Annotated in this window: 12 protein-coding genes and 1 tRNA gene; 9 read left to right on the top strand and 4 right to left on the bottom strand. The window is 66.1% G+C overall.

Going from position 1 to position 15,400, the window contains the following annotated elements:
* Nucleotides 1-38 precede the first annotated feature (38 nt).
* Genes EXR94_03495 through thrS form a run of 4 tightly spaced genes read right to left on the bottom strand, consistent with a single transcriptional unit; the run spans nt 39 to nt 4,433 of the window.
* Entirely contained in the window at nt 39-881 is an 843-nt protein-coding gene (locus tag EXR94_03495; GenBank protein ID MSR01793.1) for a 3-hydroxybutyryl-CoA dehydrogenase, read from the bottom strand.
* The gene (locus tag EXR94_03490; protein MSR01792.1) at nt 878-1,273 is read right to left on the bottom strand and encodes a CPBP family intramembrane metalloprotease; all 396 of its coding nucleotides are present in this window, start codon (nt 1,271-1,273) and stop codon (nt 878-880) included. Before EXR94_03490 ends, EXR94_03495 begins: the two co-directional genes overlap by 4 nt.
* 9 nt (nt 1,274-1,282) lie before the next feature.
* Complete coding sequence (locus tag EXR94_03485; GenBank protein ID MSR01791.1) at nt 1,283-2,470, bottom strand: acetyl-CoA C-acetyltransferase; 1,188 nt, start codon at nt 2,468-2,470, stop codon at nt 1,283-1,285.
* Between the two features lie 37 nt (nt 2,471-2,507).
* A complete protein-coding gene (thrS, locus tag EXR94_03480; protein ID MSR01790.1) occupies nt 2,508-4,433 on the bottom strand; it encodes a threonine--tRNA ligase in 1,926 nt (641 codons plus the stop codon).
* 198 nt (nt 4,434-4,631) lie between these two features.
* On the opposite strand from thrS, the gene EXR94_03475 reads away from it, so the two are divergent.
* The 9 genes from EXR94_03475 to EXR94_03435 all read left to right on the top strand — a co-directional run bounded on the left by EXR94_03475 (nt 4,632) and on the right by EXR94_03435 (nt 15,377).
* Complete coding sequence (locus EXR94_03475; GenBank protein MSR01789.1) at nt 4,632-5,078, top strand: hypothetical protein; 447 nt, start codon at nt 4,632-4,634, stop codon at nt 5,076-5,078.
* The gene (locus EXR94_03470) at nt 5,075-7,762 is read left to right on the top strand and encodes a valine--tRNA ligase (GenBank protein ID MSR01788.1); all 2,688 of its coding nucleotides are present in this window, start codon (nt 5,075-5,077) and stop codon (nt 7,760-7,762) included. The genes EXR94_03475 and EXR94_03470 overlap by 4 nt, the downstream gene beginning before the upstream one ends.
* Nucleotides 7,750-9,072 carry a hypothetical protein gene (locus tag EXR94_03465; protein ID MSR01787.1) on the top strand — a complete coding sequence of 441 codons (1,323 nt, stop codon included), beginning with the start codon at nt 7,750-7,752 and terminating at the stop codon, nt 9,070-9,072. The genes EXR94_03470 and EXR94_03465 overlap by 13 nt, the downstream gene beginning before the upstream one ends.
* Nucleotides 9,069-10,427 carry an L-seryl-tRNA(Sec) selenium transferase gene (locus tag EXR94_03460; GenBank protein MSR01786.1) on the top strand — a complete coding sequence of 453 codons (1,359 nt, stop codon included), beginning with the start codon at nt 9,069-9,071 and terminating at the stop codon, nt 10,425-10,427. The genes EXR94_03465 and EXR94_03460 overlap by 4 nt, the downstream gene beginning before the upstream one ends.
* Nucleotides 10,424-10,984, top strand: a complete 561-nt coding sequence (locus EXR94_03455; GenBank protein MSR01785.1) for an HAD-IIIA family hydrolase — start codon at nt 10,424-10,426, stop codon at nt 10,982-10,984. Before EXR94_03460 ends, EXR94_03455 begins: the two co-directional genes overlap by 4 nt.
* A 6-nt stretch (nt 10,985-10,990) precedes the next feature.
* Nucleotides 10,991-11,581: a phosphoribosylglycinamide formyltransferase gene (locus tag EXR94_03450; GenBank protein ID MSR01784.1), complete on the top strand. Its 591-nt coding sequence runs from the start codon at nt 10,991-10,993 to the stop codon at nt 11,579-11,581.
* Nucleotides 11,582-11,587: 6 nt separating this feature from the next.
* A complete protein-coding gene (purH, locus tag EXR94_03445; GenBank protein ID MSR01783.1) occupies nt 11,588-13,117 on the top strand; it encodes a bifunctional phosphoribosylaminoimidazolecarboxamide formyltransferase/IMP cyclohydrolase in 1,530 nt (509 codons plus the stop codon).
* A 1-nt stretch (nt 13,118) separates the two neighbouring features.
* Complete coding sequence (locus EXR94_03440; protein ID MSR01782.1) at nt 13,119-15,278, top strand: DUF2723 domain-containing protein; 2,160 nt, start codon at nt 13,119-13,121, stop codon at nt 15,276-15,278.
* Nucleotides 15,279-15,290: 12 nt separating this feature from the next.
* Nucleotides 15,291-15,377: transfer RNA gene (locus EXR94_03435), tRNA-Ser, on the top strand.
* The last annotated feature ends 23 nt before the right edge of the window (nt 15,378-15,400 follow it).

Raw genomic sequence — 15,400 nt, 5'->3', positions numbered from 1 at the left:
ATCCCTCAATCTACCCCAGTAAGCCGAGTGCCGAGTGCCTAGTACTTATAAAACCCCCGCCCCGATTTCCGGCCCAAGTGGCCCGCCGCCACCATTCGGCGAAGCAGCGGACAGGCCCGGTACTTCGGATCGCCCAAGCCCTTGTGCATCACGTCCAGGATCGAAAGGCAGACATCGAGGCCGATGAAATCGGCCAGGGCCAGCGGACCCATCGGGTGCGCCATCCCGAGTTTCATGACCGTATCGACCGATTCGGGCGTGGCGACACCTTCCATCACCGTGTAAATCGCTTCGTTGATCATTGGCATCAGAATCCGGTTGGCCACGAACCCCGGATAATCCTGCACCTCGACCGGCACCTTGCCGAGTTCCTTCGCCATCGCGAGCACCGCGTTGGTGGTCGCATCGCTGGTGGCATGGCCGCGGATGATTTCGACCAACTGCATGACCGGGACCGGATTCATGAAGTGCATTCCGATGACGTTCTCGGGCCGCCGGGTCCGGGCCCCGATTTCGGTAATCGAAATCGAACTGGTGTTCGAGGCGAGAATCACATCGTCGGCGCAGACCCGGTCCAGCGTCTCGAACAACGAGAACTTCACCGGCGGATTTTCGGTGGCCGCCTCGACCACGAAGTTCGCCGACGCCGCCGCGTCAAGGGCCGTAGCGGTTTGGATCCGGCCCAGAATCTGGGGCGGCGCGTCAGCCGGAATGGCTCCCTTCTTGGCCTGACGATCGAGATTGCCCTGGATCGTCGTCCGCGCTTTGTCGAGCGCCGACTGCGACACGTCGATCAGGGTCACGCTCCACCCAAACTGGGCGAAGACATGGGCAATCCCGTTCCCCATCGTCCCCGCGCCAATCACCGCTGCCTGTTTCATACCATCTCCTCTGAGCGCCGCCACCGGCCAACTACCAGAACGCCAAGCAACAACGCTCCGGTCGCCAGCAACCCGCCCTCAGGTCCAAAGTTTCCGCCAGTGAGCCGGACGGGAGTGCCGGGCTCGAAATCAATCCATGGAATGTCGAACGAATTCCCGCTGACCGGCGCCGCGAGTCCCGCCAAAGCCAGGTTCCAACCCAGATGCGCACCGGTGGCCGTCCAGAGCCCGCCCCGGGTGAAGAACGTAAGGCCCAGGAACACTCCGGCAAGGGCAATGTTACCAAGGCCGAGCGTGGTGAGGCCTGAATTGTTCCCGTGAGCAAGACTGAACATCACGGCGGTAATTCCGATCGCCCCGATCCGGGCCCCGGCGCCGGCCGGTCGTTCCATCGGCCCGCCTCAGGCCGCTTCGACGGAGAGCGCCACGGCGTTGCCGCCGCCGAGACAGAGCGTGGCGAACCCGGTCGCCACCCGGCGATCGCGCATGGCGTAGATCAACGTGGTCAACACCCGGGCCCCGCTCGCCCCGATCGGATGGCCGAGGGCAATGGCGCCTCCGTTGACGTTGACCCGGTCCCAGTCCCAGCCGAGCCCGCGGCCGTCGGCCAGGCACTGCGAGGCAAACGCCTCATTGGCTTCGATCAAGCCGTAATCACCAATCGTGGTGCCGGCCTTCTTCATCAGGTTCTGGACCGCGAAAATCGGGGCGAAGAAGAGATCCTTCGGTTCCCCGCCGCCGGTGGCGTAGCCGGTGATCGTGGCCAACGGCTCGAGGCCGTGGGCCTTGGCGAAGGCCAACGAGGCGACAATCACGGCGCTCGATCCGTCATTCAACGTCGAGGCATTGCCGGCGGTGACGGTGCCATCCTTTTGGAATGAGGGCTTGAGTTTCCCCAGCCCTTCGGCCGTGGTGTCCTTCCGAGGACCCTCATCCGTTGACAAGGTCACGGTGCCGCTCCGCGAGGAGACCTCGACCCCGACGATTTCAGCCGTGAACCGGCCGGCCTCCATCGCGGCCGCCGCTTTCCGCTGGCTGCCGGCGGAAAACTCGTCCTGCTCCTGGCGAGTCGCCCCGGCCTTCTGGGCCGTGTACTCCGCCAGGTTCCCCATGTGGACGTTGCTGAACGAATCCCAGAGCCCGTCGTGGATCATCCCGTCGAGCATCGTCTGGTTCCCGATCTTGACGCCACCGCGAATCCCGTGGAGATAGTGGGCCGCGTTCGACATCGACTCCATCCCGCCGGCCACCACAACCTGATTGTCGCCGGCCTTGATCGACTGGGCCGCGAGCATGACCGCTTTGAGACCCGAGCCACAGACCTTGTTGACCGTGAGCGCCGGAATGACGCCGTTCAGGCCGGCGTGGATCATGGCCTGGCGGGCCGGCGCCTGCCCGGTACCTCCCTGCAGGACGTGGCCCATGATGACCTCGTCAATAGCCGCGGCGTCAATCCCGGCGCGCTTGACCGCCTCTTTGATGGCCAAGGCGCCCAGTTGGGGCGCGGAAAATCCGGCAAGTCCGCCCAGATATTTTCCGATCGGGGTGCGGCAGGCAGCGAGAATGACCGGCGTGGTAGCGTCTGACATCAGAAATCCAATCGGTTTGAGAAACGTCTCGCAGACGCTATTCCGGCACCTTGGCCCGGGTTCGAATGGCCTCCGTTACCATCGTCTTGAAAGCCGCGACGGTCATCACATCCTGCTTGCTCCCCGCCCCCCGGGTTCGAACCGCCACGGTGCCGCCCTCGGCCTCGCGCTGCCCGACCACCGCCAGGTACGGCACCTTCATAAGCTCGCCCTGCCGGATCCGGTAATTGAGGGTGTCGTTGCCGTCATCGAGGACGGCCCGGATCCCGGCCGCCCGAAGTTCCTTCGTGATCGCGGCTGCCGCGTCCCGTTGGATATCGGAAATCGGAACGACCCGGACCTGTTCGGGCGCGAGCCAGAGCGGAAACGCCCCGGCAAAGTGCTCGATCAAGATCGCCATGAACCGTTCGAACGATCCGCTGACCGCCCGATGGATCACTACCGGCCGGTGGGCCGTGTTGTCATCGCCGGTGTAGGTCAGATCGAACCGCTCTGGCGCGGCGTAGTCCAACTGAATCGTCCCCAACTGCCACTTCCGGCCAATCGAGTCGGACACGTCGAAGTCGATCTTCGGCCCGTAGAACGCACCGTCGCCCGCCTTGAGTTCGTAGGGGAGGCCGGTGGCGTCGAGGGCCGCCTTGAGCGCGGCCTCCGCGCGGTCCCACATCTCATCACTCCCGACCCGGGTTTCGGGCCGAGTGGCAAACTTGAGCGTGGCGGTCAACCCGAACGTCTCGTAGTACCCGAGGATGAACTGGGTCAGGCGGCGGACCTCGTCGGCAATTTGGCTTTCCATCAGGAAGATGTGACAGTCGTCCTGCTGGAACTGCCGGACCCGGGTCAAGCCGGACAGCGCTCCCGAGACCTCGTTCCGATGGAGCACGTCGTAGGTATTGAAACGGAGCGGGAGGTTCCGGTACGAATGTTTCTTGGCCGCGTACATCAGATAGTGCGAGGGACAGTTCATCGGCTTCAGCGAAAAATCATGCTCGCCGGTCTCGTTGTCGAGCACCAGAAACATGTTCTCGCGATACTTGCCCCAATGCCCCGAGATTTCCCAGAGCCCCTTGTTGTAGAGCAGCGGGGTCCGGATCTCCTGATAGTCGTCGCGCTGCAACTCCCGCAAATAGTCGTTCAACACATTGATCATCGTGGTGCCGCGCTCGGTCCAGAACGCCGCTCCAGGCGCAAACTGGTGGAACATGAACAGATCAAGTTCCCGCCCCACCCGCCGATGATCGCGCTTCTTCGACTCCTCGAGGCGGTGGAGATGGAGGTCGAGGTCGTCCTTCTTGAACCAGGCGGTGCCGTAGATCCGCTGGAGCATCTGGCGCCGTTCGTCGCCCCGCCAATAGGCGCCGGCGGTGGTCAGCAGCTTGAAATGCTTGAGCCGGCCCGTCGAGGGTACGTGCGGTCCGCGACAGAGATCGATGAACGGGCCGTCGGTGTAGATGGTAATGGTCTCGTCGTCACCGAGTTCCGAAATCCGCTCGAGCTTGAGGGCGTCATCGGCAAATCGGGTGTTGGCTTCGTTCCGGTCGACGACCTCTCGGGTAAAGGGGTAGTCCTCCGACGCCACCTCGCGCATGGCGGCCTCGATCGTGACAAGATCCTCGGGCGTGAACGGCCGGGGCACTTCGAAGTCGTAATAGAACCCATCGTCGATCGAGGGACCGAACCCGATGCCAGCGGTCGGGAAAAGTTTTCGGACCGCCGTCGCCAGGACATGGGCCGCCGAATGCCGCAGCATGGCGAGGGCGTCCGGGTCTTTGTCGGTAAGGATCGAGACCGTGGCATCTTGCTCGATCGGACGGTTCAAATCGACGATCTGCCCGTCCAGCCGAATGGCCAGCGCGGCCTTGGCGAGGCCGGGTCCGATGGCCCGCGCCAAATCGAGGCCGGTCGAGCCGGTGGGCAACGCCCGGACCGATCCGTCCGGTAGCGTCAATCGGAGGTCACTCATGGAGCAAACATAGTCGGGGGTCCTAAGAGGTAGTTTCCGTCTCAGCCGGTTGGACAATGACCGGCGTTTCAGGGGCAAGCCAGAAATACAGCCCGAATCCCAGGGCAATCAGAACCGCCAGCGCGAGGATTCGTCCGATCGGTCGTTTGGTCATCGAAAACGCTTCGTGAAGGTGGCAGACACCATTAACTTAACCGTATGCAGTATCGACGCATACGGACCCCGGAATCGACCGGCGCCGGCCCGGCCGCCTGGCTCGGCCTGGGTCTGGGGCTGGGGGCCGGTTTCGTTCTTGGCGAACTCTTCGGTGGCCAAGGTGGCGGCCGAGCTCTGCGTCGGGTCATTCGGCGGCTCCGCCGGCCCGCGGGCACCCGCCAGAGCCGCGCCGAACTGATCGCTCATCTCCAGGCTCTGCTCCATCGGGCGTTGGGCCCCGAATCCGAATTGCTGGATCTGGTCGCCGTTGGCCGGAACGCCGTCGAACTCCACGGCTGGGTGGCCTCGCGACCGACCCGAACCCGGGCGATCCGTGCGGTCCGCGCCGCCTTGCCCTTCGACATTGCCCTCGTCGATCGCCTTCTGGTGGGGGGCGAGGACGATACCACCCTTGACGCCCCGCTCCGCGAGGAGCCCGAGGCCGCATGACCGAGCCGTTGCCGCCCCAATACGACCCCAAGTCCGTCGAGGCCCCGCTCTACCAGTGGTGGCGGGACCATCGCCGTTTCGGCCCCCGGGGCCGCGGCGAGCCGTACGTCATCATGATGCCGCCGCCGAACGTGACGGCCCAGCTCCACATGGGGCATGGACTCAACCTGAGCATCCAGGACGTGATGATCCGCTTCGAGCGGATGCGCGGACGGGACGCCGTCTGGGTGCCGGGCACCGATCACGCCGGGATCGCAACCCAGAACGTGGTCGAGAAGCTCCTCGCCAAGGAAGGGCTGACCCGGTTCGACGTCGGGCGACCTGCGTTCGAGGAACGGGTCCGCGGGTACGTCGCCGAAACCGGGACCACGATCCTCGAGCAGATCCGAAGCCTCGGCGCCAGCTGCGACTGGGACCGGACCTACTACACCTTCAGCGACGACCTCTCGCGCGCCGTCCGCGAGGTGTTTGTTTCTCTATTCGACAAGGGCCACATCTATCGGGGCAAGTACATCATCAACTGGTGCCCCCGATGCCTGACCGCGCTCTCGAACGAGGAGGCCGAGAAGGAGGAGGCCGACGGGAAGATCTGGCGCCTCCGGTACCCGCTCGACGACGGGTCCGGCGAAGTGGTGGTGGCCACCACCCGCCCGGAAACCATGTTGGGCGATACCGGCGTGGCCGTCCACCCCGACGACGACCGCTACCGGGACCTGATCGGCCGGGCGGTTCGGCTGCCCCTCGTGGGCCGGTTGATTCCGATCGTGGCCGACTCGGCGGTTGATCCAGCCTTTGGCACCGGCGCGGTCAAACTGACCCCGGCCCACGATCCGCTCGACTTCGAGATCGCCAAGCGCCACCGCCTCGAGGCCATCGACGTCATGACGCCCGATGCCCGGATCAGCGACGCCGCGCCGGAGCGATTCCGCGGTCTCGACCGGTTCGAGGCCCGGAAACGGGTGGTGGCGGAACTCGAAGCCGGGGGCCTCTTGGTGGGCGTGGACGCCCATCGTCACGCCGTCGGCCACTGCTACCGGTGCGATACGGTCGTCGAGCCGCGGTACTCCGACCAGTGGTTCGTGAGGATGGCCCCGCTCGCCGCGCCGGCCCTCGACGCCTACCGGAACGGCACCCTGACGTTCGTGCCCGAGCGCCGTGGAGTCGAATATGCTCAGTGGCTCGAGGGCATCCGAGACTGGTGTATTTCCCGGCAAATCTGGTGGGGACACCGGATCCCGGTCTGGTATTGCGACGACTCGGCGTGCGGGGCCATGACGGCCAGCCGGACCGACCTCGACCGCTGCCCGGCCTGCGGGGGCGCCGCCCGCCAAGACGAGGACGTCCTCGACACCTGGTTCTCCTCGCAGCTGGTGCCGTTCAGTACGTTAGGCTGGCCCGACGCCACCGGCGACCTGGCCCGCTACTATCCCGGCCACGCCTTGGTCACCGCCCCCGAAATCCTCTTTTTCTGGGTGACCCGGATGATCATGGCGGGTCTCGAGTTTCGGGCCGCCGTCCCGTTCACCACCATTTACCTCCATGGCACGGTCCGCGACACCCAGCACCGCAAGATGTCGAAGTCGCTCGGCAACGGGATCGATCCACTCGACGTCGTGGACCGGTACGGCGCCGACGCCCTTCGCTTTACCGTCATCGGCGGACTCGCGGTCGGCACCGACGTGATTCTCGACCCCGCCGACCTCGACACCTCGTTTGCGAGCGGACGGAATTTCGCCAACAAGCTCTGGAATATGGGCCGGTTCATCCTGTCCAATCTGGACGGACCGGTCCGTCCGCTCGCGGGCAATTTCGCGAACGTGGTTGGCCGAGACGAGTTGGCACTCGGCGATCGGTGGATCATTGCCCGGTGCGATGCCACCGTGCGAGAGGCGACCGAGGCGTTCGAAAAGCTCCGGCTCAACGACGCCGCCAACGCGGTGTATCGTTTCCTCTGGAACGATCTGGCCGACTGGTACCTCGAAGCCATCAAGCCGCGGCTCTACGGCGACGTGCCGGGCGGCGACGTGGCCCGCGCGGTGGTGGTGCAGACGTTCGACGTGGCGCTCCGGCTCCTCCACCCGGTCATGCCGTTCATTACCGAAACGCTCTGGAAGCGACTCCCCGGCCGTCCGGACGACGCCACCATCATGGTGGCCCCATGGCCCAGGCCCGATCACCGCGCCACCGATCACGCCGCCGTCGACGAGTTCGGCGCGCTCCAAGACATCATTGGAGCGATCCGCTCGATCCGCGCCGAATACAACGTCCAACCGGGTCAGTCGATCCGGGCCACCCTGTCCCGCTGCGGCCCAAACGTGATCGCCGCGCTCCGCCAGCAACAGCCAACGATCGAGCGTCTGGCCAAACTGAGCGGCCTCCTCGTGACCGAGGCCGATCCGGCCGGCGCGCCCACCGGCGCCAGCGCGGTCTTGACCGACGGCACCAGCCTGACCGTCCCGCTCGGTGACCTCATCGACGTGGCCAAGGAATGCGCTCGGCTCGGCCAAGAGATCGCCCGCCTCCACGCCGCGATCGGCAATCAGGAAAAGAAACTCGGCAACGAACAGTTCGTGAGCCGCGCCCCCGCCGAAGTCGTGGGAAAAGAGCGGGAGAAACTCGCCAGTTGGCGCGATCAGGCCACCGTCCTCGAAGGCAAACGGGCCCTGCTCGGATGCCCGGCATGAGGTGGCTCGTCGCCTTCGCCCTGCTGGCGTCGTTGGCGTGCTCCCGGATCGCAGAGCCGCCGGGCGGTCCGCCCGACGTGGCCGCTCCCATCATCGTCGGGACGATCCCGGAGTCCACGATCGTCGCGCCGGCGTTCAAGGGCGACGCCGAGTTCCTGTTCAATGAAACCGTCAGCGAGGGATCGAGCCCCAATTTCGGCCTCGGCACCGGCGACCTCGAACGATTGATCGTCCTGTCGCCGACCAAAGACGTGCCGGTCGTGAGCTGGAAACGGAGCCGGATCACCGTCCATCCGAAGGAAGGATGGAAGCCCAACCAAGTGTACCGGATCGAACTCCTGACCGGGATCATGGACCTCCGGACCAATCGGAGCAAGACCGGCCGGGTCATCACATTCACGACCGGGGCCCCGATTCCGACTCGCTTCATTTCGGGACGGGTGGTCGACTGGGGCACCTCCCGGCCCTCACCGCGGGCCCTGGTGGACGCGCTGCTGTTGCCCGACAGCTTGTCGTACCGAACCACCGCCGACTCGACCGGCCGGTTCTCGTTCGGCCCCCTTCCCAACGGCGAGTTCGTGGTCGCCGGGGCCGTCGACCAGAATCGCAACAACCGGCTCGACGCCCGCGAAGTCTTCGATACCATCCGCCTCGCCGCCGGCCGCGACACCGTGGGCGAAATCTGGATGTTCAAGCACGACACCGTGCCCGCCCGGATTCAGGCCATCGCCAATAACGACTCGATGTCGATCATGGTGACGTTCAGCCAGCAACTGAATCCATCGCAGCCGTTCACGCCGTCGCAAGCCCGGGTTCGGCTGCTGCCGGACTCGACCGAGATCGAGGTCGAGGCCGTCGTCACCGAGAAGCTGTACGACTCGCTCTATCGGCGCCCCGCGAAACCGGACTCCTCGAAGCCGCCGGACTCGACCGCCATCCGGGCCCGGGCGGACTCGATTGCCAAGGCCGACTCCGTGGCCCGGGCCGACTCGGTTCGCCGGGCCGTCGGGGCCGCCCGCCGGCCCGGTCGAAATCAACTGCCACCCCGACCCGTGGATGAGGGGCCGTTGACGACGAAGCCTCCGTTGTTCGACCGCCTGATGGTGCGGGTCCGCCAAGCCCTGACCTCGGGATCGAAGTACATCGTGGAGATGCGCGACGTCGAGTCGGTCAGTCGGGTTGCCGGGCGGGCGATCCAGGGCTTCCAAGTGCCGGTGGAGGAGCCGGCCGTCACCGACTCGACCGCGACGGACTCGACCCGGGCCAAGCCGCCCGATCCGAAGACCCCGCCCGCGATCCGCCGCCGATGACCGACGGCCGACGGAGCCTGCCCTCGATCGACCGCCTGCTTCAGCTTCCCGCCGTCGTCGAACTCCTGGCTCGGGTGCCCCGGAATGTGGTCGTCGCGGCGGCCCGGGAAGCGGTGGCGGACGTCCGGCTGTCGGCTGGTGGGCCGCCGGACGACTGGGGCGCTCATTTGGTTGAACGGGTGGCGGCCCGCACCGCCCCCTCGCTTTACCCGGTCATCAACGCCACCGGCGTCGTCCTGCACACCAACCTGGGACGGGCGCCGCTCGCGGCGGCCGCGATCGACGCGGTCGTTCGGATCGGCGGCGGTTACAGCAACCTCGAACTGGACGTCGCCACCGGGAGCCGGGGCAACCGGCTCGACCACGCCACCTCCCTGCTGGCGGAATCCGCCGGCGCCGAGGACGCGATCGTTGTCAACAACGCCGCCGGGGCGCTGGTCCTCGCCTTGAACGCGCTCGCGGCCGGCCGCGAAGTGGTGATTTCCCGGGGTGAACTGGTCGAGATCGGCGGCTCGTTCCGGATTCCCGACATTCTCGAAAAGAGCGGCGCCATTCTCCGCGAGGTCGGGACGACCAACCGCACCCACCTGGCCGATTACGAGCAGGCCATTGGCGGCCAAACCGGTGCGCTCCTGATCGTTCACCGGTCCAATTTTTCGATGGCGGGCTTTGTGACCTCCCCCGCCCCGGCCGAGTTAGCCGCGCTCGGGGCCGCTCGAAACGTCCCGGTGATTCACGACGCCGGCAGTGGTCTCCTCCTCGATCTCTCGGCCTCCGGCCTGACCGGTGAACCGCTGATCTCCGCGGCGGCCAAGACGGCGGATCTTGTCGTGTTCAGCGGGGACAAGTTACTCGGCGGCCCGCAGGCGGGCTGCATTGTGGGCCGAAGGCGATGGATTGCGGCCCTCCGGAAGAATCCGTTTGCCCGGGCCATGCGGGCCGACAAACTGACCCTCGCTGCCCTCGAGGCCACCCTGCAGCTGTATCGCGACCCCCTCCGGGCCCTCCGGGATATTCCCGTCCTCCGAATGCTGACGACCAGCCCGGCAGCGCTGGCCGACCGAGCCACCCGGTTGGCCGAAACCGTCCCAGCGGGGTTCGCGCCGCGACTCGAACCCGGCCAATCGGCGGTCGGCGGCGGCTCCTTCCCCGAGGCTGAGCTTCCGACCATGCTGGTGACCATTGATCCGGGGGCCCGCGGCGCCGCAGCCGTCCTCCTCGAGCTCCGGCTCGGCGATCCGAGCATCGTGGCCCGAGTCACCAACCACCGAATCGTCTTCGACCCACGAACCCTGGCCGACGGTGACGTGGCGTCGATCGGTACGGCCCTCGGCCGACTGGCCGGCCCGGATTGAACCGGCCGGCGGCGTTTCTCGACCGGGACGGCACCATCATCGCCGACCCGGGATATCTCAAGGACCCGGCTGATGTGCGAGTGCTGGACGGCGCGGCCGCGGCCATTCAGGACCTCCGGCGTCGCGGCATGGCCATCGTGGTGGTCACCAACCAATCGGGAATCGGCCGCGGGTTCTTTACCTGGGAAGACTACTACGCCGTTGCCGACCGAATGGTCGCACTGCTCGGCAACGCCGCACCGGACGCCACCTTTGCCTGCCCGCACTACCCGGCCGTGACCGGACCCTGCGACTGCCGGAAGCCCGGCCTCAAGCACTACCTCGACGCGGCAGCCCGATTCGGCCTCGACCTGACCCGCTCGGCCTGGATTGGCGACCGGATCACGGACCTGACCCCAGCCTCCTCCCTCGGGGGACGGGGGATTCTGGTCCGAACCGGCGTCGGCCTGGATCACGAAACGGAGGCCCGGGCCGAGGGTTTCGAGGTAGCCGATGACCTGGCGGCGGCCGCCGCCCTGTTGGCCGACCCTGGCGCCAAACCGCTCAGTTTATATTGACCGGCTATGTCGATGATGGTGGCCGTTTGTGTCTCGGGCCGAGGCAGCAACCTCGCGGCCTTGTTAGCGGCACTCCCGGCGGATGGTCCCGTCTCGATCGCGTTGGTCTTGAGCAACCGGGCCGAGGCCGGAGCCCTCGACATCGCCCGAGGCCGGGGCATCCCGACGGCGGTGCTCGCGCCGAGTTCCGACCCGGGTCAGTGGTTCGGGCCACTCGAAGCGGCGGCGATTGATTTTATTGTCCTCGCCGGGTTCTTGAAGCGGGTCCCGGAGGCCGTAGTCGCGGCCTATCAGGGCCGGATCATCAACGTGCACCCGGCCCTGCTCCCCAAGCATGGGGGCCCGGGAATGTATGGCCTGCAGGTGCACCGAGCTGTCCTCGCCGCGGGCGAGACCGAGAGCGGCGCAACCGTACACCTAGTGACGGCGCGGTACGACGAAGGCCCGATTCTCGGGCAAGCCCGGGTGCCGGTCCTGCCGGGCGATACCCCGGAGGTGCTGGCGGCCCGGGTGCTGGAAACCGAACACCGACTCCTTCCCGCCGCGGTCCTCGCCGCGGCGACGACAGGTCGGGCAGTTCCTTTCACTCTCAGTTAGGCTGGTATGACGAAGCGTGCCCTGATCTCGGTGAGCGACAAACGGGGAATCGTCGAGTTCTGCCGCGGCCTGGTGGAACTCGGCTTCGAATTGGTGTCGACCGGCGGCACGGCGGGAATCCTGGCCAAGGCCGGGCTCCCGGTCACCACCGTGGAGGCCGTAACCGGCTTCCCGGAAATCCTCGATGGACGGGTGAAAACCCTGCATCCCCGAATCCACGCCGGTCTCCTCGCCCGACCGGACATCGAGCAACATCGCGACACCCTGAAGGCGCACGACATCCTCCGATTCGACTTGGTGGCCGTCAATCTCTATCCGTTCCAGGCCACGATCGCCCGGTCCGACGTGACCTTCGAGGACGCGGTCGAGAATATCGATGTCGGCGGGCCGTCGATGCTGCGGGCGGCCGCGAAGAACCACCAGTTCGTGCTGCCGGTGGTCGACCCGACCGACTATCCCAAGGTGCTCGAACTGCTCGCGGCCGGCGGGTTCAGTCCTGACGTGGGACAGGCGTTTGCCGCCAAGGTCTTCTCGCACACCGCCGACTACGACAATGCCATCGCCGGCTACCTGACGGTCAAGGACCAGGGCCTGCCGCCCCGCCTGAACCTCTCGGCCGAACTGTTGTTGCCGCTCCGGTACGGCGAGAACCCCGAGCAGCGGGCGGCGCTCTACGCGTCGGAGGAACCGCGAGGGATTCGGGATCTCAAGCAGCGTCAGGGTAAGGAACTCTCCTTCAACAACCTGCTCGACATCGATGCCGCCACCTCGGCCGTCGCCGTCTGGAAGAGCCGCCCGGCCTGTTGCATCGTCAAGCACACGACGCCGTGCGGGCTGGCCGTTGGCCGGACCGCCCTCGAGGCGTTGGACAAGGCGCGCGCCACCGACCCGCTGTCGGCTTTTGGCGGCGTCATCGCCTGCAACACCGTGATCGACCGCGCCCTCGCCGAGTCCCTTCGCGACTTGTTCTTCGAAGCCATTGTCGCCCCCTCGGTCCACGCCGAAGCGCTCGCGGTCTTTGCCGAGAAAAAGAACCTCCGAGTCGTGGAACTTCCGATCGGCGAGGCCACCGGGTTTGACTGGAAACGGGTCCGCGGCGGCTTCCTGGTGCAGGATCGGTTCCGGTTCGATCCGGGCGAGGCCAACTGGACGGTGCCGACCGGCCGGCGACCCACCGACGACGAACTCAACGAACTTCGGTTTGCCTGGGCCGCCGTCACGACGGTCAAGTCGAACGCCATCCTGATTGCCCGGAACGAACAGGCCATCGGCATCGGCGCCGGCCAAATGAGCCGCGTCGACGCCGTGTTCATGGCCATTCATAAGGCCAAACAACAGCGGCACCCGACCCAGGGCGCGGTGCTCGCCTCCGACGGTTTCTTCCCGTTCCCCGACGGAGTCGAGGAGGCGGCCGCGGCCGGCATCACGGCTATCATTCAACCGGGCGGATCGGTGCGCGACGCCGAAGTGATCGCCACAGCCAACCGCCTCGGGATCGCCATGGTCCTGACCGGCACCCGAATGTTCCGGCACTAAAATGACGACACGCGAACCGCCTCCGTATCTCTGGGCCATGGCCGCCGGCCTGGTGGTCCTCGGGATCTACATCGCCACTCTGGCGCCGACCACGGCGTTCTGGGATACCTCCGAGTACATCGCCGCCGCCAAAGTGCTCGGCATTCCGCACCCTCCCGGCAACCCGCTGTTCGTCCTGCTGGCCCACGTATTCGGGCTGCTGCCCTTGGCGCCGACCTACGCTGAGCGGATCAACCTCTTTGCGGCGGTCACGAGCGCCGGCGCCGCCGGGTTTTGGTTCTTGGTATCGGACCGGTGGCTCCGGGCCATCGTGCCAGTCAAACTGCCCCGTCTAGTGGCCTCCTTTGCGGGGGTCCTGGTGGGCGCGACGATGTGGACCGTCTGGAACCAATCCACCGTCAACGAGAAGGTCTACACGGTCTCGCTGTTCTTTATGGCGCTGGTGACCTGGCTCGCCGTTCACTGGGGGGATGACGAACCGGGACCGCACCGGGATCGCTGGCTGATCCTGATCGCCTTCTTACTGGCGTTGACCTCGACCAACCACATGATGGGCGCCCTCGCGGCCCCGGCGGTGGCGATTTACGTGCTGTGGACCGATTGGCGAGTCCTGACCAGGCCTCAAGTCTTGCTCGGCGTGGTCGTGGTCGTGCTGGTCGGGCTCACGCCGAATTACGTGTTCCTCCCGATTCGAGCTGCCCAATACCCCCCGATCAACGAAGGCGAACCGATCGGCCTCAGCGCCATCTGCGCCCTCACCGCCGGCCTCGCCAAGTGCAGCCAGCCGTTGTCCGATGTCATCAACCGGGTCCAGTACGGCAAGCCGTCGGTGTTCGAGCGCCAGGCCGATGTGGTGGGGCAACTCGGGATGTATTGGCAGTACTGGTCCTGGCAGTTCGCTAAGAACTGGGGCGCCGGGGCTCGGTTGGCCACCGCGTTGTTCACCGTGCTCGGACTGGCCGGCTTGTTCCAGCTCATCAAGAAAGACCGCCGAGCCGGTCTCGCGGCCGGGGCCATGTTCACAACCCTGACGCTCGCGTTGATCCTCTATCTCAACTTCAAGTACGGCTACTCGATGTATCCGGAGCGGCTGGACATCACCTCCGAGATGCGGGAAGTCCGCGAACGAGACTACTTCTTCCTCTGCTCGTTCGCCTTCTTCGGCACGCTGGTGGCCGCCGGAATTGGAACGGCCATGAGCGCGGTGGCCGATTTCTTCAAGACCCGGACCTCGGAGTCCGCGGCCTGGATGGCCGCGCTCCCCGTCGGCCTTCTTGGTTTGATTCCGCTCCTAGGCAATTACGCCTCGGCCAGCCGAGCCGGCGAATTTGCGGCCCGCGACTTTGCCAGAGACCTACTCGAATCGGTCGAACCCTACGGCATCATCGTGACGGCCGGCGACAACGACACCTTCCCTCTTTGGTACGCCCAGGAGGTGGAAGGGATTCGGACCGACGTCACGGTGGCCAACATGTCGCTCATGAACACCGAGTGGCACTTGAAACAGTTGGTCCGGCGCCAAGCCGGCGATTTCGACCCGGCCAATTCGATCGAGCTCTGGAAAGCCGGTCCGTGGACCAAGCCGGCCGGGTCGGTCCTCACCCTCACCGAAGCCCAAGTCGACAGCCTGCCGGAGCAGGCCCGGGCGCCGGAGGCCTCCCTCAAGTTCGGCAACGTTGAGGTCAGTTTCAGAAATCAGCAGGTGCTCGAGCGGAAGGATCTCGCCACGATCTTCCTGATCCGAGACAATCTCGGCAAGCGCCCGATCTACTTCAGCTGGAGCGCGGGCGGCTTCCCCGACCAAACACTGGGGCTAACTCCGTATCTCGTGACCCAAGGCTTCGTTCGAAAACTCTACTCCGAGGCCGTGACCCCGAACGGGCCGGTCGTGATGAGCGCGGGCATGGGCTGGATGGACCTGGAGCGGACCAAGTCGCTCCTCTGGAACGCGTATCGGTGGCAGAGCGCCGCCCGGCCACGGGCCACCGGCTGGGTGGACCAGCCGTCGCGGTCGATTCTCGAGCTCTATGCGGTCATCTATGACGGGATTGGCCGGACCCTGCTGCAGCAGGGCGATAACGCCGGCGCGGCCCAGGCCGATTCCGTGTCCGCTGCCGTGGTCAAGAGCCTCCGGGATCCGGGCCAGGGCAAAAATCCGTAGGACCGCTGTCCAGGCGTGGTGGCAGAGTGGTTGAATGCACCGGTCTTGAAAACCGGCGAACCCGTAAGGGTTCCGTGAGTTCGAATCTCACCCGCGCCGTTGACACCTCAAGCCCCCCCCGG

The sequence above is a fragment of the Gemmatimonadota bacterium genome, from assembly GCA_009692115.1.
Lineage (GTDB): Bacteria > Gemmatimonadota > Gemmatimonadetes > Gemmatimonadales > GWC2-71-9 > SHZU01.
Note: the sequence above shows the minus strand (reverse complement) of the source record. Positions and strands in the feature narration are given on the sequence as shown.

What these genes read in the sequence shown, in the direction of transcription:
- EXR94_03495 (MSR01793.1), bottom strand. Translation starts at nt 881, where the DNA reads ATGAAACAGGCAGCGGTGATTGGCGCGGGGACGATGGGGAACGGGATT.
- EXR94_03490 (MSR01792.1), bottom strand. Translation starts at nt 1,273, where the DNA reads ATGGAACGACCGGCCGGCGCCGGGGCCCGGATCGGGGCGATCGGAATT.
- EXR94_03485 (MSR01791.1), bottom strand. Translation starts at nt 2,470, where the DNA reads ATGTCAGACGCTACCACGCCGGTCATTCTCGCTGCCTGCCGCACCCCG.
- thrS (MSR01790.1), bottom strand. Translation starts at nt 4,433, where the DNA reads ATGAGTGACCTCCGATTGACGCTACCGGACGGATCGGTCCGGGCGTTG.
- EXR94_03475 (MSR01789.1), top strand. Translation starts at nt 4,632, where the DNA reads ATGCAGTATCGACGCATACGGACCCCGGAATCGACCGGCGCCGGCCCG.
- EXR94_03470 (MSR01788.1), top strand. Translation starts at nt 5,075, where the DNA reads ATGACCGAGCCGTTGCCGCCCCAATACGACCCCAAGTCCGTCGAGGCC.
- EXR94_03465 (MSR01787.1), top strand. Translation starts at nt 7,750, where the DNA reads ATGCCCGGCATGAGGTGGCTCGTCGCCTTCGCCCTGCTGGCGTCGTTG.
- EXR94_03460 (MSR01786.1), top strand. Translation starts at nt 9,069, where the DNA reads ATGACCGACGGCCGACGGAGCCTGCCCTCGATCGACCGCCTGCTTCAG.
- EXR94_03450 (MSR01784.1), top strand. Translation starts at nt 10,991, where the DNA reads ATGTCGATGATGGTGGCCGTTTGTGTCTCGGGCCGAGGCAGCAACCTC.
- purH (MSR01783.1), top strand. Translation starts at nt 11,588, where the DNA reads ATGACGAAGCGTGCCCTGATCTCGGTGAGCGACAAACGGGGAATCGTC.
- EXR94_03440 (MSR01782.1), top strand. Translation starts at nt 13,119, where the DNA reads ATGACGACACGCGAACCGCCTCCGTATCTCTGGGCCATGGCCGCCGGC.